This is a genomic window from Rufibacter ruber (genome assembly GCF_014138425.1).
GTDB lineage: Bacteria > Bacteroidota > Bacteroidia > Cytophagales > Hymenobacteraceae > Nibribacter > Nibribacter ruber_C.
The window spans coordinates 14,744-32,790 of the sequence record NZ_JACJIQ010000018.1; the positions used below are offsets into that span (position 1 = coordinate 14,744).

General features: G+C 48.5%; 19 protein-coding genes. 15 read left to right on the forward strand and 4 right to left on the reverse strand.

Translation table 11 applies throughout. From position 1 onward, the window contains the following. The first annotated feature begins 168 nt into the window (after positions 1-168). From FHS90_RS18070 to FHS90_RS18125, 12 genes are all read left to right on the forward strand, one after another. Positions 169-780, forward strand: coding sequence for a class I SAM-dependent methyltransferase (locus FHS90_RS18070; protein WP_182514073.1), 612 nt, complete (start codon positions 169-171; stop codon positions 778-780). 27 nt (positions 781-807) lie between these two features. Further along, complete coding sequence (locus FHS90_RS18075; RefSeq protein ID WP_182514074.1) at positions 808-1,455, forward strand: Crp/Fnr family transcriptional regulator; 648 nt, start codon at positions 808-810, stop codon at positions 1,453-1,455. Between the two features lie 77 nt (positions 1,456-1,532). After that, positions 1,533-2,384 carry a sulfite exporter TauE/SafE family protein gene (locus FHS90_RS18080; RefSeq protein ID WP_182514075.1) on the forward strand — a complete coding sequence of 284 codons (852 nt, stop codon included), beginning with the start codon at positions 1,533-1,535 and terminating at the stop codon, positions 2,382-2,384. 102 nt (positions 2,385-2,486) lie between these two features. Then, a complete protein-coding gene (locus FHS90_RS18085; RefSeq protein ID WP_182514076.1) occupies positions 2,487-3,914 on the forward strand; it encodes an MBL fold metallo-hydrolase in 1,428 nt (475 codons plus the stop codon). Positions 3,915-4,159: 245 nt separating this feature from the next. Continuing rightward, positions 4,160-4,486, forward strand: coding sequence for a rhodanese-like domain-containing protein (locus FHS90_RS18090; protein ID WP_182514077.1), 327 nt, complete (start codon positions 4,160-4,162; stop codon positions 4,484-4,486). Between the two features lie 54 nt (positions 4,487-4,540). Further along, positions 4,541-5,098, forward strand: a complete 558-nt coding sequence (locus tag FHS90_RS18095; RefSeq protein WP_182514078.1) for a YeeE/YedE family protein — start codon at positions 4,541-4,543, stop codon at positions 5,096-5,098. Between the two features lie 34 nt (positions 5,099-5,132). Further along, the gene (locus FHS90_RS18100) at positions 5,133-5,546 is read left to right on the forward strand and encodes a YeeE/YedE family protein (protein WP_182514079.1); all 414 of its coding nucleotides are present in this window, start codon (positions 5,133-5,135) and stop codon (positions 5,544-5,546) included. A gap of 83 nt (positions 5,547-5,629) precedes the next feature. Continuing rightward, positions 5,630-6,883 (forward strand): MFS transporter, encoded by a 1,254-nt coding sequence (locus FHS90_RS18105; protein ID WP_182514080.1) that lies wholly within the window; start codon positions 5,630-5,632, stop codon positions 6,881-6,883. Between the two features lie 53 nt (positions 6,884-6,936). Further along, the gene (locus FHS90_RS18110; RefSeq protein ID WP_182514081.1) at positions 6,937-7,308 is read left to right on the forward strand and encodes a hypothetical protein; all 372 of its coding nucleotides are present in this window, start codon (positions 6,937-6,939) and stop codon (positions 7,306-7,308) included. A 149-nt stretch (positions 7,309-7,457) separates the two neighbouring features. Next, positions 7,458-8,318, forward strand: a complete 861-nt coding sequence (locus FHS90_RS18115; protein ID WP_246387194.1) for a DoxX family membrane protein — start codon at positions 7,458-7,460, stop codon at positions 8,316-8,318. A 44-nt stretch (positions 8,319-8,362) separates the two neighbouring features. Further along, positions 8,363-8,986 carry a TlpA family protein disulfide reductase gene (locus FHS90_RS18120; protein WP_182514083.1) on the forward strand — a complete coding sequence of 208 codons (624 nt, stop codon included), beginning with the start codon at positions 8,363-8,365 and terminating at the stop codon, positions 8,984-8,986. Between the two features lie 99 nt (positions 8,987-9,085). Continuing rightward, positions 9,086-9,532, forward strand: coding sequence for a DsrE family protein (locus FHS90_RS18125; protein WP_182514084.1), 447 nt, complete (start codon positions 9,086-9,088; stop codon positions 9,530-9,532). Positions 9,533-9,612: 80 nt separating this feature from the next. On the opposite strand, the gene FHS90_RS18130 is transcribed toward FHS90_RS18125, so the two are convergent. From FHS90_RS18130 to FHS90_RS18145, 4 genes are all read right to left on the reverse strand, one after another. Next, on the reverse strand, positions 9,613-11,133 hold the full coding sequence (locus tag FHS90_RS18130; protein ID WP_246387196.1) for a bifunctional metallophosphatase/5'-nucleotidase: 1,521 nt from the start codon (positions 11,131-11,133) through the stop codon (positions 9,613-9,615). A gap of 127 nt (positions 11,134-11,260) precedes the next feature. Then, entirely contained in the window at positions 11,261-12,709 is a 1,449-nt protein-coding gene (locus FHS90_RS18135) for a bifunctional metallophosphatase/5'-nucleotidase (RefSeq protein WP_182514086.1), read from the reverse strand. A 98-nt stretch (positions 12,710-12,807) separates the two neighbouring features. Then, the gene (locus FHS90_RS18140) at positions 12,808-13,746 is read right to left on the reverse strand and encodes a putative sulfate exporter family transporter (RefSeq protein WP_182514087.1); all 939 of its coding nucleotides are present in this window, start codon (positions 13,744-13,746) and stop codon (positions 12,808-12,810) included. A gap of 3 nt (positions 13,747-13,749) precedes the next feature. Next, positions 13,750-14,142, reverse strand: a complete 393-nt coding sequence (locus tag FHS90_RS18145; protein ID WP_246387198.1) for a rhodanese-like domain-containing protein — start codon at positions 14,140-14,142, stop codon at positions 13,750-13,752. A gap of 161 nt (positions 14,143-14,303) precedes the next feature. Here FHS90_RS18145 and FHS90_RS18150 point away from each other — a divergent pair, with 161 nt between their 5' ends. The 3 genes from FHS90_RS18150 to FHS90_RS18160 all read left to right on the forward strand — a co-directional run bounded on the left by FHS90_RS18150 (position 14,304) and on the right by FHS90_RS18160 (position 17,944). Continuing rightward, positions 14,304-14,690, forward strand: coding sequence for a hypothetical protein (locus FHS90_RS18150; protein WP_182514088.1), 387 nt, complete (start codon positions 14,304-14,306; stop codon positions 14,688-14,690). A gap of 203 nt (positions 14,691-14,893) precedes the next feature. After that, positions 14,894-16,546 (forward strand): bifunctional metallophosphatase/5'-nucleotidase, encoded by a 1,653-nt coding sequence (locus FHS90_RS18155; RefSeq protein ID WP_182514089.1) that lies wholly within the window; start codon positions 14,894-14,896, stop codon positions 16,544-16,546. Positions 16,547-16,891: 345 nt separating this feature from the next. Further along, a complete protein-coding gene (locus tag FHS90_RS18160; RefSeq protein WP_182514090.1) occupies positions 16,892-17,944 on the forward strand; it encodes a c-type cytochrome in 1,053 nt (350 codons plus the stop codon). Positions 17,945-18,047: the final 103 nt, after the last annotated feature.

The window sequence follows — 18,047 nt, forward strand, 5'->3', positions numbered from 1 at the left end:
ACAGGCCAGAAACGGATAACTGGCCTTCAATCTTAAGAAGAGTTACTTTTGAATACTCAGCCTCAGCTAATCGCAGAGAAACCAACAGAGCAACAGCCTAAGAATGTAGTTAATGGCACCTTCGGCTCTTTGCAAAAATTACTGAATACCCCTTTTGTTACCTGTACCATGGAAGACTTTTGGAACGAACGGTACGCCCAAGCCGGCTACGCTTACGGAACCAATCCAAATCATTACTTCAAAGAGAAACTGGATGCCATCGCGCCTGAGGGCAACTTGTTGCTCCCCGCCGTGGGAGAGGGCCGCAACGCCGTATACGCCAGCACCAGAGGCTGGGAGGTGACTGCTTTTGACTACAGCCTGGTGGGGCAGCGCAAAGCCCTGGAGTTGGCCCGTGAGCACGGGGTAAGTTTTTCGTATCAAGTAGAGAGCGCCCATAACATTGCATTGGCCCCAGAGCAGTTTGACTGCCTGGCCTTGATCTACGCTCATTTTGAAAAGGAAACCAGGGCAATGGTGCATTCCAGGTTACTAGAAGCACTTAAACTCGGTGGGAATGTAATTTTCGAGGCATACGCCAGGGACCAGATTCATTACCAGCAGAAGTATAGTTCCGGAGGGCCTAAACAGACAAAATTGCTCTTTTCGGTGGAGGACATCCATCAGGAATTTGCCGGTATACAAATAGATGAGTTAAAGAAAACGGAGATTATCGCACAGGAAGGCAAGTACCATCGCGGCCCTTCTTGCGTAATTCAGTTCACGGGCACCAAACTGTGACACTTTGCCTTGCCTTACCCTACAACTATGGACCAAGATAAAATAAACCACATCCAAGAGAAGTTCCCGCAGCTAGAGCCAGCCTTGTTACTGGAGATTGCCAAAGCGGGCGTCATCAAACACCTGGAGCCGGAAGACGAGGCCCTGCGCACTGGGCAGTACCTGAAATCCAATGTCTTGGTAATAAACGGACTGGTGAAAGTATACCGGGAGGACGAGGAAGGCGATGAGTTTCTGATGTATTACCTGGAGGGCGGTAATGCCTGCGCCCTTTCCATGATGTGCGCCGCGCGTAATGAGCAGAGCCAGGTGCTGGCCAAAGCTATCACCTCCGCCGAGGTGCTCATGATCCCGGCGCACGTATCAGAGCAGTGGCTGGTGAAATTCCCCAGCTGGCATAACTTTATCATTGCTTCTTACCGCGCCCGCTTTGACGAACTCCTCCAGACGCTGGACAGCATTGTCTTCAAAAGCCTTGACGAACGCCTGGTGTTTTACCTGAAGCGCCACCAGAAAGTATTAGGCAAAGAGGTTCGCCTGTCGCACCAGCAGATAGCCGAAGAGCTCAACAGCTCGCGGGAGGTCATCTCCAGGCTCCTCAAGAAACTGGAGCAGACTGGCGCAGTAATCTTGCACCGTAATTATTTAGAAATTATAAATTTAGACCTTTTTTAGGTGTGTGACTATAGTCACTGTACCCGCCTAGACGCTCCACTACCTTTGTATTGTTCATTCAAAAAACACTACAAGAAATGGAAATTCTAGGATACATAGCAGCCTTGCTCATTGGCCTCTCACTTGGATTAATTGGCGGTGGAGGCTCCATCTTAACCGTACCGGCCCTGGTGTACTTGCTGGGCCTGAACCCGGTCATCTCCACGGCCTACTCGCTCTTCATCGTGGGCCTCACCAGTCTGGTGGGCAGTTACCGCTTTTACAAACAAGGCTTGGTAAGTTTAAAGACAGCCTTGGTATTCGGCCTGCCTTCCATTGTGGCCGTGTATGCCACCCGGCGCTACATCGTGCCCGCCATCCCAGACAGCATCTTCACCGTGGGCGGGTTTGAAGTTACCAAAGGCATTCTGTTAATGCTTCTGTTTGCTGGCTTGATGGTTTTTGCTTCTATCAGCATGATCAGGCAGAACCGCAAGGTGAACGGAGACGTGACCGTGGATGAAAACGTGGACCATGACATTCTGGAAGAAAATGGCACATCTGAAACCCTTGCCCAACCAAAATTCAACTATGCCGGCATCCTGGCCGAGGGTGCCATTGTGGGCACTCTGACCGGTTTGGTAGGCGCGGGCGGCGGTTTCCTGATCATCCCGGCGCTGGTGCTCTTCTCCAAGCTGGACATGAAGATGGCGGTGGGTACGTCTCTGCTCATTATCGCTGCCAAGTCCCTCTTCGGGTTTATGGGCGATGTGGCCAACTATGAGATTGACTGGGCGTTTCTGGGCATTTTCTCCTCGCTTTCCATCGTGGGCATCTTCATAGGTTCTTACTTCTCTGCTAAGATTCACGCCGACAAGCTCAAGACCGCCTTCGGTTGGTTTGTGCTGGTGATGGGCGTGTACATCATAGTAAAAGAGCTCTTCTTTTAATAATTCTTCCAGGCCTGGCCTTATGTAACCTAAGTCACTGACCGGGCCTTCCTTATCCTGTATTTTTGTAGAGTAAAACCCAAAACACAAAAACAAAACACCATGTTAGTAGAACAAATATATACCGGATGTCTGGCGCAAGGTGCCTACTATGTAGAAAGCAACGGCGAGGCTGTTATAATTGACCCGCTTAGAGAAATCCAGCCCTACCTGGCCAAGGCCGAAAGCCGGGATGCTAAAATAAAATACGTGCTGGAGACGCACTTTCACGCTGACTTTGTGAGCGGACACGTGGACCTGGCCAAGGCCACCGGCGCACAAATCGTCTTCGGACCCAACGCGGTGACCACCTATGACGCCTACATCGCCAAAGACGGCGAAGAGCTGAAAGTAGGCGACGTGACCATTAAAGTTCTGCACACCCCGGGCCATACCATGGAGTCTACCACCTTTCTCTTGAAAGACGAAAACGGCAAAGACTACGCTCTTTTCTCCGGGGACACGCTTTTCATTGGAGATGTCGGTCGCCCAGACCTGGCCGCCAAGTCTGACCTTACCCAAGACCAGCTGGCCGGCCATCTGTTTGACTCGCTTAGAAACAAGATAATGCCTCTTTCTGATGACGTGCTGGTATACCCGGCGCACGGTGCGGGTTCTGCCTGCGGCAAGAACATGAGCAAGGAAACATTTGATACCCTGGGCCACCAGAAAGAAACCAACTACGCCCTGCGCGCAGATATGACCAAGGAAGAATTTGTGAAGGAAGTGACGGATGGTCTTGCCCCTCCGCCAAGCTATTTCCCGCTCAACGTGCAGATGAACAAGCAAGGCTATGACAACATAGCAGATGTCTTGGAGAAAGGCTTGCAGGCCCTGAGTCCAGAGGCGTTTGAGTTAGTCGCTAATGAGACCGGTGCGCTGGTGCTGGACACCAGAAAGCCAGAGGACTTCGCCCAGGGCTTCATCCCCAACGCCATCAACATTGGCATTGACGGCAACTTCGCACCCTGGGTTGGCACCTTGATCCCAGACATTAAACAGCAGATTTTGCTGGTAACAGAAGAAGGCCGGGATGAGGAAGTAGTGACCCGTTTGGCACGTGTAGGCTATGACTATACAATCGGGTATTTGAAAGGCGGTTTTAACGCGTGGCAAGAAGCCGGCAAAGAGACAGACACCATCACGTCTATCTCACCTACTGAGTTTGAACAGCGCTATCAGCAAGACAGCACGATAAAAGTGATTGATGTGCGCAAGCCAAGCGAGTACCAGTCTGAGCACGTGGAGACGGCCAGCAACGCACCTCTTGATTACCTGAATGATTACCTGGCTGAAATCCCGAAGGACGAGGAAGTGTACCTGCACTGTGCCGGCGGCTATCGCTCCATGATTGCGGCCTCGATCTTGAAAGCGCGGGGTTATGACAACCTGGTGAACGTGCAGGAAGGCTTCAAAGGCATTTCAGGGACCAGAGTTCCAAGAACCGCCTTCGTGTGTCCTTCTACATTACTTAAACAAGGAGCAAGTTAGAATTATAAAGATGTTTGAGCTATTAGCTTACTGCTCAGCGTGACAAAAGTCACTGAACCACTGCTCCAAAAGCTAGACCTTTGCAGAGTAATTGAGAATCAGTTGAGACGTGGCTGATGGCAAGAGACATAAAAATCCGTTTTTGGCCTTTATTATAGAAAACAGGCCAAAAACGAAAAGACAGACAAAACAAAAAGGGCTAGCTTCATTGCTGGCCCAAATCACCTTTCAAAAGACAAATAGCCATGTTTAATTTATTTAAATCAGCCCCGAAGAACTATCAAGATTTAGATGGGCAATCGTTTAAAACGGCCTATAACAAAGCCGGCAAAGCTGAACTGTTGGACGTGCGCACTTCTGGGGAGTTTGCCTCTGGCACCATTCCTGGCGCTAAAAACCTGGACGTGACGTCCTCTGAGTTTAAAGCGGCTATTGAAAAACTCGACAAGGACAAGGAGTACTTTGTTTTCTGCAGAAGCGGTAATAGAAGCGGTTCTGCTTGCCAGATGTTGGCAGAGAAAGGCCTAAAGGCTTATAACCTGCAGGGTGGCGTAGGTGCTTGGCCAAGGTAATTCAAAGAAGTTTAACCATAGTAGCGAAACAGCCTTCTAGAAAGATTTATAATTATGTTAGAAACACTTAGTCAGCCTTGGCCTTGGTACGTGTCTGGGGCGGTGATTGCCCTGATCATGGTCATCATGCTCTTCTTCGGGAAGTCATTCGGTTTCTCTGCGAACCTCCGGATTATCTGCTCTGCCTGCGGAGCCGGGAAACACGTGCCGTTCTTTGACTTCAACTGGAAAAACCAGCTTTGGAACATTCTTTTCTTGGTGGGCGCCGTCCTGGGCGGTTGGATTTCTTCTACCTTCCTCTCCACAGGCGAGGCGGTGCAGATCTCGCAGGCCACTATTCAGGACCTACAGCAACTAGGCTTCTCTGCCCCGCAGGGAATGCAACCCGAGGAGCTGTTCGGGATGGAATCACTCCTAAGCTTTAAGACCATTGCACTGTTGCTGGGCGGCGGATTATTGATTGGGTTTGGGTCACGGTACGCGGGTGGCTGTACCTCAGGGCACGCCATCAGTGGCTTGTCTGACCTGCAGTGGCCATCATTGGTGGCCGTGATTGGCTTCTTCATTGGGGGCCTTATCATGACGTTCCTGCTGTACCCACTTATTTTCTAAAGATTTTTCATCAAAGACATAAAGACGTAGCCCTATGAAAGGACTGAAATTTATATTGACGGGGATTCTCTTCGGGATTGTGATGAGCAAGTCTGAGGCTATCTCCTGGTACCGTATCCAAGAAATGTTCCGGTTCCAATCATTCCACATGTACGGCATTATCGGGACGGCCGTGGTACTGGGCGTGATAGCCGTGTACTTCATCAAAAAATACAAGATGCGTGACTACCAGGGCAACCCCATCACCTTTACGCCTAAAGAGAAGTCTGTTCCAAGGTACCTGTTCGGGGGTATCATCTTCGGGTTGGGTTGGGCGCTGGTAGGGGCTTGTCCGGGACCTTTATTCGTGAACCTTGGCTATGCTTATTGGCCTATCCTAATTGCCATTTTTGGCGGGTTGGTAGGTACTTATATGTACGGCGTCCTCAAAGACCGACTTCCTCACTAATCTCTTTTCAGTTTTTGGCCTGTTTTCATGAAAACAGGCCAAAAACGGGTTACTTTAACATCCAGTATGACCCATTTAAAACCATGAATGCCCTACCAGAAACAAAGCTTGGCTTACAAGAAAACGCGCTACAGTTCTGGCTGTTGGTGCTGGTAAATGGTTTTGTGGGGGCGATGGTGGGCTTGGAAAGATCCGTAATCCCTGAGTTTGCCGAAACGGTATTCAATCTGAGCGGGCATACGGCCCTGCTGTCGTTTATTGTGGCCTTCGGGTTGGCCAAGTCGTTTGCCAACCTCATGATGGGACGGCTGGCCAAGCGGTACAACCGCAAGCAATTGTTAACGCTGGGTTGGTTTTTTGCCTTGCCCGTGCCGTGGTTGTTGCTCTACGCCGAGAGTTGGAGCTGGGTCATTTTCGCCAACGTTCTTTTGGGATTGAACCAAGGCCTTTCCTGGTCCTCTACCGTAGTCATGAAGATTGACCTGGTAGGTGAGAAGAACCGAGGCCTCGCCATGGGTATCAATGAGTTTGCTGGCTATCTGGCCGTAGGGCTGGTGGCGTTTCTGGCGGGCTACATTGCCTCAGAATCTGGTAATGTGACCTACGCCTTTATTCCCGGCATTGGTTTCTCCATCATTGGCCTTTTATTGACCATTTTCTTGGTAAAAGACACGCAATCCCATGCAAGTACTGAAGCCAAACAGACCACCATTCCGCTCTTATCTAACATCTGGGAAGACACTACCTGGCGCCATGGCAATCTGGGCTCGGTGACCTTGAATGGTTTTGTCAATAACCTCAACGACGGCATTCTTTGGGGGCTTTTACCCGTACTTCTGGCCACCAAAGGCTATTCTCTGGCGCAGACTGGCTTGCTAGCGGGTATTTATCCGGTGGTCTGGGGTTTGGGCCAGTTGGTGACAGGCAAGTTAGGCGATGTGTACTGTAAAAAGCAGTTGCTCACCTTGGGCATGGTCCTGCAAGGAATGGCCATCGGTCTGCTGCTCTTCGCTGGAGCAATTCCGGTACTAGTAACAGCCTTAGTTTTGCTTGGAGCCGGAACGGCGCTGGTGTACCCTAATTTCCTGTCTGTGGTGGCGGAGAATACGCATCCTTCGCAGAGACCCCAGAGCTTGGGTATCTTCCGGTTCTGGCGCGACTTCGGGTACGTGGCGGGGGCTGTGGCGGCGGGCGTGTTTAGTGACTTGTTTGGCTTAGACGCGGTGTTGCTGGGTACGGCTTTGCTAACCGTTGGGGCTGGCGTTTTATCTGAACTGCGTATGTGCTGTACAAAGAAAGTGCTTTGGCCTAGTCAAACCTGCCTCAGCGTTCAATAAAAAGAAGAATACTGAGCTTATAGATCAATACTGTTTGCACGAATAAAGATACAATGAAGAGTTACCTGCTTTTAGGCATCAGCGTTCTGCTCCTGCTGTTCACCCTGCCCAATCCGCACCAAGCGGTGAACCGGTGGGTGAGCCCAGAAACGTCTGTCCTGAGAGAAGCTGGTAATCATAAAAAACATACCGCCAGGCGCACTTGTAAAAAGAAGTGCCTGCGCCATCAGACCCATTCTTCTTCAAATAACAGCGCCGGCACCTTGACTGACTGTAGCACGCCAATTTATGCGTTGATTGCTGCACTCCTGCAGATGCCCGTCCATCATTTATCGCCGGGGGCGAAAATAAAGGGCAACTTATTAGCCGTAGTTTATTTTCCTCCTCCTTTGGAACGAGAACCCAACCCACCCCGAATTTCTTAACGTGATGTTTATTCGTGGTATCCTGTCCTTTAATGCTTTAACAACCGACAGAGATGGTACTGCGCTTTTACTTACAGAAATGTAGGCTTGGATTGTCCTTGCCTTACTCACCTCATTTTAAGATAATCAACCCAATGGAAAATACACCTTTGCAAAAAATATCCTATCTGGTCTTGCGCGTGCTGGGTAGCCTCATTTTCATCATGGCCGGTTTAAACCATCTGTTTCAGACCGAAGAAGCGGTAGCCAAATTGCAGAAAGCCCCGTTCATGCACCTAACCTCCTGGATTGCCTCGCCAGAGACCCTTATCATTCTGTCTGGGGTAGGTCTGCTGATAGGCGGTTTGCTTTTGTTAGCAGGGCTACAGACTAAGTGGACGGCAATGTTGCTGGCCTTGATACTCATTCCCATTACCCTCACTGTGCAGGTGGACAGCCCGGCGGGCAACGGTCCTTTGTTCAAAAACATAGCGCTGTTGGGCATGCTGTTTTTCTTTTCTGTGAACGGCGCGCGCTATTACAGCTTGGACCAATTCATTCAATCTAAACTTTTTCCTAACATGAATATATCCAAAGCCGGCAAAATGCTGGCCATCTTTGCCATCGCCTTGCTTCCGTTTCTCTCCTCTTGTGCTACCGCTGAAACGAGCACCCAGGTGCCTTCCAAGGCTAGTGCCAAAAACTACGCGGTGCTCATCAGTCAGCCCAACCATGTGAAAGCCGCCGTGCACACTGCTCAGACCATGACGCCCACCAGTGACTATAAAAGGGATTCTTTTGTGGTGATGGCCTGCGCCAAATCGGTGGAGGCCTTCGTGAAGGGCAGTGACATGGCCGCTGAGATAGAGAAGGGAAAAGTGGCGGGCGTGCAGTACAAAGTCTGCGGCATGTCCCTGAAACAGTTCAACATCGACCCCGCCACGCTGGTGGAAGGTGTCACCATCATCCCGAACGGCCTCACCTACATGTTTGACTTGCAGGCTCAGGGCTATACCACGGTGGAGCTGTAGCCGTTTTGGCCTATTTCCCAGAAAACACCTTAAAAAAGAAAAAGATGGACAGAAATAAATTTTCCTTCAAAAGCATCCCGGGCTGGGTCTATACCCTGGCCATTTTTGCCGTGCTGTACGCCACTGGCCTGCACACCGAAGTCATTGGCGGGGTTCAACGCCTGCTGCTGGCCACCGGCCTCAAAAACGCGGAGATGCCCACTGCCCCAAAAACCTCCACGCCGGCTACTTTGACTTCTACCTCTTCGCCTATGGCAGGAGCCGGATTCCAGATGACAGACTTAGAGGGCAAGGTGGTAGCGTTTGAGTCTCTCAAAGGAAAGGTCATCTTCTTGAACGTCTGGGCCACCTGGTGCCCGCCGTGCATCGCCGAGATGCCCAACATCCAGAGCCTGTATGAGAAGGTTGGTTCAGACAAGATTGCCTTCGTGATGCTGTCAGTGGACCAGAACGGGATGGACAAGGTGAAGAAATTTATCGCCAAGAAGGGTTTCACCTTCCCGGTGTACCTACCGGCCAGCCAGATGCCCGAGGAGTTCAACAGCCCGGCCATCCCGTCCACGTACATCATCTCGCCGCAAGGCAAGATAGTGGCCCAGCAGAACGGCATGGCCGAATATGACACGCCCGAGGTGATTGACTTCTTGCAGAAGCTGGCTTCAAAGTAATAGTAAAGCCCAAGCTTGTTCATGCCTTAAAATAAGCTTGGGCTTACATATCGATCTAATAACACCAGAATCATTGTTTAACTTTAAATTAAAGAAAGTATGAAATTGAGATTAGCCCTAATGGTTTTGCTAGCCATATTTCTAGCTCCACTTTCCAATGTTCAGGCACAGGCTACATCGACCGCTAAAAAGACTGAAAAAACCAAGCAACACAAGATTGTGTATGACCTGTCAGTGGCAGATACCGCCATGCACGCTGGCTTAATCAGGCAGTTAAACAACATCAAACGCGGTTGGCCAGATTCTCAGGTGGAAGTGGTGGTACATGGCAAAGCCATCAACCTGCTTGTTGCCGGAAAGTCAACCCAAGCCAATGAGATTAAAGACCTTCAGGCCAAAGGAGTAGTGTTTGTCGCATGTGAGAATACCATGAAAAGAGCTAAAATTGATAAAATCCAGCTGTTGCCCAACACACCAACTGTTGCCATGGGCATAGGTGAAATCGTTACAAAGCAGGAAGAAGGTTGGAGCTATATCAAGTTTTAAACTTCAAGTACAAATTACAGAAAAAGAGCCCCGTCATCTATGGATGACGGGGCTCTTTTTTGTTGAAAGGTGGTGCGTGATTAGCGTTTGATGATCACTTCGCCCATATTATCTGGCATAGCTACTGTCTTCATCTCCTTTAGCTTCTGAATGATAAAATCGGTGAGCGGTTTCTCTGTTTTTACAATGTTCTGCCCTTTGCCAATTTCATTGAAGTTGTGCAGTCCGGTCAATAGGCCATTGTGAGTGACAATCCGGTAACTTTGTGCATCCTTTACTGGATGGCTTTTGATTTGAACGTTGCTTACTCGTTTTCTTATGGGTTTGGTTAGATCTATTTGGTAACGGATGCCAGCCGTCTGGATGAGCCCACCCACCGCGTCAAGTTTATCCTCGGGCTTCAGGTTTTTGGCCGACTGCTCCAGGGTTAGTTTCAACTGCTTGCCTGTCATGGTCAAGGTCACAATTTTAGAAGGATGTGGCAACAGCTTGTAGACTTCCTCACTTGTAACAGGGCCTGGTTTAAAGGAAATACCATACCCTACGCCCGGCATAATGGCCACGTCTCCTTTAAACTCTTTGAGTAAGAGATTGCCTACCAGTTTATCAAACGGACTCTCAGACTTGTACTGTCTTCCTATGACTGCCTCGCTTTCTACCACCAGCTCTTGTAACTGGGCTAGGTGTGGTGTGCGTTGTTGGTCAATTAACGCCTGTATTTCTGCATCTGGTTGCAACTGGTTGTTCCAGAGCCAATGATGATGCGTTTTTACATCAGTCAGCTTTTGGTCTTTGATGATCAGTTCTGTTTCGCCCAGTACCGCTCCATCTGACATGGCCTGCACCACAAACGTCTGCCCTATCTTTTTTCTTGGCTCCAGTATGTCATGGCTATGGGCACCAATGATCAGGTCAATCCCTTCCACTTCACGGGCCATTTTGTAATCCACCGCCGTCCCTTCATGCGAAAGCACCACCACTATGTCAGCTTTCTTTCTGAGCTCCGGCACATAGGTTTTCGCTACGTCCTGGCCCACCTTAAAACTGAGGCCTTTCACATTGTCGGGATTACCGGTTTTGGGTGTGTTGCGGTAGCCAAGCGCCAGAATAGCCACCTTCACCCCGTTCTTTTCTGTAATGATGTAAGGTTCCCCGAAAATTGGTTGTTGCGTGTTGTCATCCGTGATGTTAGCTGCCCGGAAAGGGAAAGTTGCCATCTCCTCCAGTTCGCGCGTGCGTGGAAAACCATAGTCGAAGTCATGGTTCCCCAGCGCCATCAAATCATAGTTCACCGCATTCATGAAGCGAATCATGGCCTCTCCTTTGGTGAGATTGCCCAGTTGATCGTCGCTAAAGGTATCGCCCCCATCCACCAGCAACACATTTTCCGCGCCTTTCTCCTTCCGCACTTTCTTCACAGCGCTGGCCAGGTAGGCAAAGCCCCCTATTTTTGCTGCTTTGTCGAATGTGATAAGCGTGTCACGACCAGCATCTCCGGTTTGGGCGGTAGCGTTATCCCTTGTGGTCAAGAAAGGCATATAGGTGCCGTGCATGTCATTGGTATGCAAAATGCTGATGGACTTCTGTTGGTTTCCTGACATATCACTTGCGGTAGTTGATGTTGGATTTTGGTTTGTGCAGGCGCCGACAAAAATGAGTGTTGCCATCCCCAAAGGGACGCCTAGTTTCCTACTTAATTTCATAGAAGTAAAGTCTAGTTAATGGGAATTATACTGCCGTGAAAGTGCCCAGCAAATCAACACGCACAGGTGAATGCTTTTCCAGGTATTGCTTCATGGCCTCAATGGCCTTTATACCTGTGTCGGTGCGGTTGGTGCCATACGTTGAGGGCACGCCCTGCTCTGTCACGAAAGCGGTTTTATAGGTCCGTTGCAAGTCTAGTTCTTCATCATTCACAAAGAGCTTCTGGATGCGGTTGTTTTTAGGTGCTTCTATCTTTATAAAGGCTCTTAAACCTAAACACCGTTTTACAAATCCACCTTGCTGTGCATACGGGTCAGGCGAGAACGTTTTCTCCAGGTTCCCTTCCAACATTTCCTGCAGTTCCTGTCCCGTCAGTTCCACCGTTCGGATAGAGGGATTCATCGGGATGATGTTATAAAGGTCGTTCAGGGTGACAGGCCCGGGAACGATAGGTGCCCCGTAACGCCAGCCATTCGAAAAAGCCAGCTCTGCGCCTGTTGCGTGCAACATACTTTGCAGCAGAAAATTGTCCATGGTAGATTCCAGGATGTTGTTCCGGTCCAGCACCGTAGCTGTCTCCCCCACTTTCTGGTTTAACTCTGTTTTATAAGGCTGAACAGCCTGCTGCACCAGCTCCTGCATGGGGACATCATCTGGCAAATGGTCTGAGACTTCCACCATTTCATGTGAATAGTTGGAGATTCTGCCGTTCTCTAAGGTCAGATCCAAGCGCCCCAGAAGGGAACCATGGCAACCGGACTCTATCACAATCGTTTTCCCCTGTTTTACGGCTTGGGAAGTACGGTAATGGGTGTGACTGCTCAGGCAAACATCTACGCCTTGCACTTCGGAAAGCAGCTTCATGTTTTGCGGAAAGCCCAGGTGAGAAATCAGAACAATGACATCAACCTTTTCTTCCTGCTTTAGCTTGTGTATGTAATCGGGTAGTTCTTTGTTGCCCAGCGTAAAATAGATGCCTTCGCTGAAATGGGGCGGCATGGTCTTATCAACGATGTTACAGGCAATGCCAATGATCCCTATTTTCAAGCCATTGATTTCTTTCAAGGTGTAGGGTTCAAAGGCCAGCTTGTCCGTAGCTTTCTCATACACATTGATGGCCAACATGGGGTAGTTGAGCATCTGGGTCAGTTTCTTGAACTGCTCCGGGCCATAGGCAAATTCCCAATGTGCCGTCATAGCGGCCAGGCCAAGCGCATTAAGCACAGGCACCATCACTTCGCCCTTAGAAGCAACTGCGGGGTAGGTTCCGTGAAACGTGTCACCACAATCCAATGCCAGTACGGCATCCTCCTTTTCATGGCGAAGCTGTTTTAGGTACCCTGCTATTTTGGCAAAGCCTCCCGCTCGACGGTACTTTGTGGTGCCACCCTCCCAAAACATCTCCTGGTGCGGTTCCAGGTAGGCATGGGTGTCGTTGAGCTGAAGAATGGTTAAGTTCGTTTGCTTTTCCATAGTCACGTGGGATTGGCTATCCCATAATGTTTAACTAGTTGTTATTCTTGTGCTTAATACTCTTCATGATACGCTTTACAGGTGATCTTGCTGCTCTTTTAAACCAAATAGTAAACTGCCAGCAGTGAGCTGCTAGCCACAACCACCCAAAGAACAATCCCTTGCAGAAACGGCCTGATACTAATGGTTTTAAGTAGTGATAGACTAATGCCTGCCCCCGTTAAGAACAAGCTTATTATCAAGCCTTTCCGGGCCAGCATAGTTAGCCAGCTATACACTTCGCTCAGGCCGCTCAGGAAAGTGCTGAACAGGGATGCTACCAGGAAGAAAAATATGAACTTCGGGAAGCTTGCTTTGCCTTCAGACTTAAACAGAAAGCCCGTGATAAGCACTACCGGCAGTATCCATAAAGCCCGCGTGAGTTTAAGCGTGGTGGCAATTTCCAGTGCTTTTTCACCGAACTCCGTGGCGGCCCCTACTACGGAACTGGTATCATGGATGGCAATGGCGGCCCAAACCCCGAACTGTTCCTGTGACAACTGTAGCTTATTGCCTATGAACGGGAAAACAAAGAGCGCTAGGGCATTCAAAATGAACACCACCCCCAGCGCCACTGAAATTTCCTTTTCTGAGGCGTTTATAGCCGGTGCAACCGCTGCAATGGCACTTCCGCCGCAAATAGCCGTACCAGCAGAAATAAGGTGATTGAGCTTTTTCCCCACTCCCAACAGCTTCGCCAAAAGTAACCCGACCACCATGGTTGCAATGAGCGAGATGGCGGTATAAAAGAACCCTGTGAAACCGGTTTCAGCAACCTGATACAGGTTAATACCGAAACCCAACCCGACCACCGAAGCCTGCAAAGAGTACTTGGTGACCGTACTCAGCCTTGCCGGATATGGATTGCCTATAACAAGTCCCAATACTATCCCTAATAATAAAGCGAGTGGGGCACTAATCAGGTCAGTTACTAGGATTAATAGCAACAGGAGCCAGAAAATCACCAGTTGACTATACCTTTTGCTTGCAGTCTCCACCGTTTAATTGGTTTGTACCCCTGCTGATCGGAGGGCATCAAACCCTACAGTTGCATTATAAAGGTTATTGAAATTGTTACTCTTCATGACTGCTGTTGCTTTACTACTTCTGTTGCCGGATTTACAGTATAGCAGGTAGGTGGCGGCCGTATCCAGTTTGGCTATTTCCTGCTCAAAATCCGGGGAAGTGTAGTCTATGTTAACCGCGCCTTTCAGATTTCCTTCCTGGAATTCATAGGGGGTGCGTACATCCAGCACTACAATGTCCTGGTTAGACTCTATCAACCGCTTAACTTCGGTTGCAGTCAAGTTTACTTTCGTACCACCTGTTTCCTGCTGGCAACTGCTGAACCCAAAGAGCAGCAGGAAGGCCATCATATTCATTACATAGTTCATAGCTATCGTTCAATTCTAAGTTTATAAGAATTCTACTGTCTGCAAGTACACACATTGCGTTTTGAACCTAAGTGACAAAAGTCACTGTGAGGTAAAAGCCATTTTGCTTGTTTTGTAAAACCTGACAGTAACAATCTGTTCTAAAGCTTAAAAAACATTACTTGAAGCACTACCTGCACATATGGGCCCTGTTGATGATAATCCTTCATCTTTCGATACTGACGATAATCAGCTTCGTGCCAGGAGAGCGTGCAGGTGTGTCAATAAAAAAGGTTTGTCTGAGGAAAGAAGCTCAAAATCGGCTAGCGGCATCGGGCGATGAAACCGGATTTTTAAAACAGCTGCTTAAAAAAGCACCCGATACAGAAAACGGGCTGAAAAAGGGGACTATTGAAATCCAATGTTCTGTAAAAATTATAAGCACGGAGCCTGCTGATGAATTCGTGTTTGTTCCCCTTTTGCTGGACTTACAAAAGTCTGGCTACAAGCAGGCAACATATTTCTCTCTTAGTAAATATTTAGAGCCTGACCCACCCCGGCTCAGCTAATTACCTTCCAGTTTGAGGACAATTACTGGGCTACGTCAAAGAGTGGTTTGCTTCCTCTATCTACACCCTCCCGGCTCATGTATGACTTATACCTAAAGTATTTGAGCTTGAAGACAGGGTGTATTTGTAAAATTTAACAGCCAAAATTAAGGTAAGCCTTCTTTTGTTAAGCTTATCCTTCCTTTCTATTTAACTATAATAATATGATGCTACACATCAAAAGATTTATACTTTCTACCCTACCCGTAATTGGCTTTGTTGCATTGAGCTCTTGCCAGGCGTTGGAAAAGGGTAAAACCACTGACAATACAAATGGCGTTGAAACCATCACCATCCTACAGACGGCAGACATCCACGGACAGCTGATGCCCCACCAGGAGATGTTTGTCGAGAACGGAAAGTTTGTGTTTAAAGAACGTGGCGGCATGGCCCATATTCAGACACTTTTTAAGCTGGTGAAAAAAGAAAACCCCGAAGGCACTGTGATTGTGGACGGCGGAGACCTGATACAGGGTAGTGCCGTTGCGGCTATGTCTGAAGGGGACGCCATTGCCCCTGTGATTAGGGCCATGGATTATGATTTCCTGATTCCGGGTAATTGGGAAGTCATCTTTGGCAGTCAGAAAATGCGCAGTATCATGGAGTCCTATGGAAAGCCGGTAGTGTGCGCAAACATCTATGATGAGTCTACCTCTGCTATGGTGTACCCTCCCTACATCATCAAAGAAATGAAAGGAGTAAAACTGGGCTTTATTTCCTACAATGACCCCGAGGTGCCTATCCGCCAGAACCCCGTCTTCAGCAAAGGTCTCCTTTTTAAGAATCTGGAAGACAACATGCAGCCCCTTATCAAAGAGTTGAAAGAAGAAAAAGGCGTTGACATCTTGTTCCTGGTAACGCACTTGGGGATTTCCAAGCAAATATACCTAGCGGACCAGCCCGAAATTGAAGGCGTGGACTTTGTACTGGGCAACGATACGCATGAAAGAATCAGGAAGCCACTTAAGCGAAAGTATGCCCAGGTGGTAGAGCCGGGTGGCTTCGGTTCATTTGTTGGTCGCCTGGACCTGCAAGTGAAAGACGGAAAAATAATAGGCCAGAACTACGAATTAATTGATGTAGACCCAAAGAAATACCCGGCAGATCCTATTGTTCAGAAAATAGTAGACGAGCAAATAGCTCCCTACAAAAAACAGATGGACCGTGTTTTAGGCTATACTACGCAACCTTTGTACCGCTACCTGGTGGTTGAAAATGCTTTGGATAACATGATAACTGATGCTGTTCGCTGGAAGACTGGTGCTGACATAGCCATTTCAAACGGCTTCCGTTTTGGAACGCCCATTGTGCCTGATGCATCTGGCAAAGCTCCCATCACCTACAGTGACATCTGGAACATGCTACCCGTGAACGAGAATGTGAAAACAGGACAGGTATCCGGCCAGCAGATACAAAACTGGATGGAACAGGAATTGCACAACGTTTTTGCGGAGAAGCCGCTGGAGCGTTTCGGTGGTTGGGTCATTAGATTCTCTGGCATGGAGCTGACCTTCAAAGCCAACGCACCAAAAGGAGAGCGTGTTCAGTCTATAACAGTGGGCGGAAAACCGCTTGACATGAAGCGTGAATACACCATGGCGGCCTGCAGGAGAACCGGTGAGCCAGACCATGTATTATGTCGCATGCCAAATGCCAAAAATCCTAAGGTATTAGATTATACCGTGCATGATGTAATGGAGGAATACCTGAAGAAAAATGGCACTGTATCACCTAAGATTGACGGAAGAGCCAAGGTCCTTGACCTGGAGTCACCGGTGCTTTCACAGTTGCCCAATGTGGACTATGTGTTTAGGTAAGCTAAAAAATCGGGGAGTATTGCTCCCCGATTTTTTTAATATACTTTTTACGAGAGGTTTTTAGATTCCTCAATCAATTACTAGCCAATTAACACTTAAAGTTGAAGAAGCGGCTTTTAGAATTGTCCTTTTACTTTACCAGCATAATAATATTTAACAAGCCTACATAATGAAAACAGGGGTCATTTGCCCTGCCTCTTTTGAATGATTCGATGCTTATGGTAAACTCTCCCCGCATCACATTTAAAAATTTCTTCATTTCCGGGCTAGCGTGACTAAAGTCACAGAACGTCTTAGGTTGAATCGGTAAATTTTACCTATGAATGTACCTAACCTGACAAGCCGATGAAACTTAATGAGGAAAAAAACTTAATTGACTTTTTATTTAACATAACCAAAGCGGTAGGTTTTACCGTCTTTGCGGTCTTTATCTTATTAGGTACAGTTATATTTACTCTGTTCTACCCATCTAACGCAACGCAGTCTGGCCCATCCATTGCGCTTTCTCAGTCCTCTTCTTCCACCTTCACTGCCTCAACCTTGGTAGAGAGTGAAGTATGGGAAGCCCCGGACTTCTCGACAATCCCAAGCGGAACAGCAGGGGAACAAATAAAATATGGACAGTATTTGGTGGCCCACACCGCCAAATACTTAGGCCCTACCGGCAGTGTCCTACAAATCTCAAACGGCATGAATTGTCAAAACTGCCACCTCGGGGCAGGCACCAAGCCGTTTGGCAACAACTATTCATTGGTCGCTTCCTCCTATCCAAAAGTGCGGGCCCGCTCAGGCAAAAGCGAGAATATTGAAAAGCGGGTAAACGACTGCTTTGAACGCAGCTTGAATGGTCAACCGCTTGCCCCCAACTCGAAAGAAATGGAGGCCCTAGTGGCATACATTAAATGGGTAGGAAAAGACGTAAAGAAAGGCGACAATGTAAAAGGGTCTGGCCTTCTTGAAATGGAGGTGCTGGATCGTGCGGCTAGTCCTGAGCTTGGCAAAGCCGTGTACGTGCAGAAATGCCAAACGTGCCACGGGCAGGTGGGTCAGGGTATGAAAACACCCGGCAACCCTGAATATCAGTATCCGCCCCTCTGGGGAAAGAACAGTTACAATGATGGGGCAGGGCTTTACCGTATCTCCAACTTTGCGCGTTATGTGAAGGCCAACATGCCTTTAGGAGCCACCCACCGCAATCCGCAGCTGACCGATGAGGATGCTTGGGATGTAGCCGCGTATGTGAATACCATGCCCAGGCCTAAGAAAAATATACAAAAGGATTGGCCAGACATATCAAAAAAACCCTTTGACCATCCGTTTGGTCCTTACAAGGACTCTTATAGTGAACATCAGCATAAATATGGCCCGTTTAAACCTATAATGATCTCCAAAAACTAGTTTATCGTCTGGGCAGTGGAGAATGTATAAGGCGAATGACAATTCTAATGTATTGCTTAGGTTTACCCCTATCTACATTTTACAAATCAAAAAGGTGAATAAC

Coding starts and splice junctions, on each gene's coding strand:
- FHS90_RS18070 (WP_182514073.1), top strand. CDS start 169: ATGGAAGACTTTTGGAACGAACGGTACGCCCAAGCCGGCTACGCTTAC.
- FHS90_RS18075 (WP_182514074.1), top strand. CDS start 808: ATGGACCAAGATAAAATAAACCACATCCAAGAGAAGTTCCCGCAGCTA.
- FHS90_RS18080 (WP_182514075.1), top strand. CDS start 1,533: ATGGAAATTCTAGGATACATAGCAGCCTTGCTCATTGGCCTCTCACTT.
- FHS90_RS18085 (WP_182514076.1), top strand. CDS start 2,487: ATGTTAGTAGAACAAATATATACCGGATGTCTGGCGCAAGGTGCCTAC.
- FHS90_RS18090 (WP_182514077.1), top strand. CDS start 4,160: ATGTTTAATTTATTTAAATCAGCCCCGAAGAACTATCAAGATTTAGAT.
- FHS90_RS18095 (WP_182514078.1), top strand. CDS start 4,541: ATGTTAGAAACACTTAGTCAGCCTTGGCCTTGGTACGTGTCTGGGGCG.
- FHS90_RS18100 (WP_182514079.1), top strand. CDS start 5,133: ATGAAAGGACTGAAATTTATATTGACGGGGATTCTCTTCGGGATTGTG.
- FHS90_RS18105 (WP_182514080.1), top strand. CDS start 5,630: ATGAATGCCCTACCAGAAACAAAGCTTGGCTTACAAGAAAACGCGCTA.
- FHS90_RS18110 (WP_182514081.1), top strand. CDS start 6,937: ATGAAGAGTTACCTGCTTTTAGGCATCAGCGTTCTGCTCCTGCTGTTC.
- FHS90_RS18120 (WP_182514083.1), top strand. CDS start 8,363: ATGGACAGAAATAAATTTTCCTTCAAAAGCATCCCGGGCTGGGTCTAT.
- FHS90_RS18125 (WP_182514084.1), top strand. CDS start 9,086: ATGAAATTGAGATTAGCCCTAATGGTTTTGCTAGCCATATTTCTAGCT.
- FHS90_RS18130 (WP_246387196.1), bottom strand. CDS start 11,133: ATGTCAGGAAACCAACAGAAGTCCATCAGCATTTTGCATACCAATGAC.
- FHS90_RS18135 (WP_182514086.1), bottom strand. CDS start 12,709: ATGGAAAAGCAAACGAACTTAACCATTCTTCAGCTCAACGACACCCAT.
- FHS90_RS18145 (WP_246387198.1), bottom strand. CDS start 14,142: ATGAACTATGTAATGAATATGATGGCCTTCCTGCTGCTCTTTGGGTTC.
- FHS90_RS18155 (WP_182514089.1), top strand. CDS start 14,894: ATGATGCTACACATCAAAAGATTTATACTTTCTACCCTACCCGTAATT.
- FHS90_RS18160 (WP_182514090.1), top strand. CDS start 16,892: ATGAAACTTAATGAGGAAAAAAACTTAATTGACTTTTTATTTAACATA.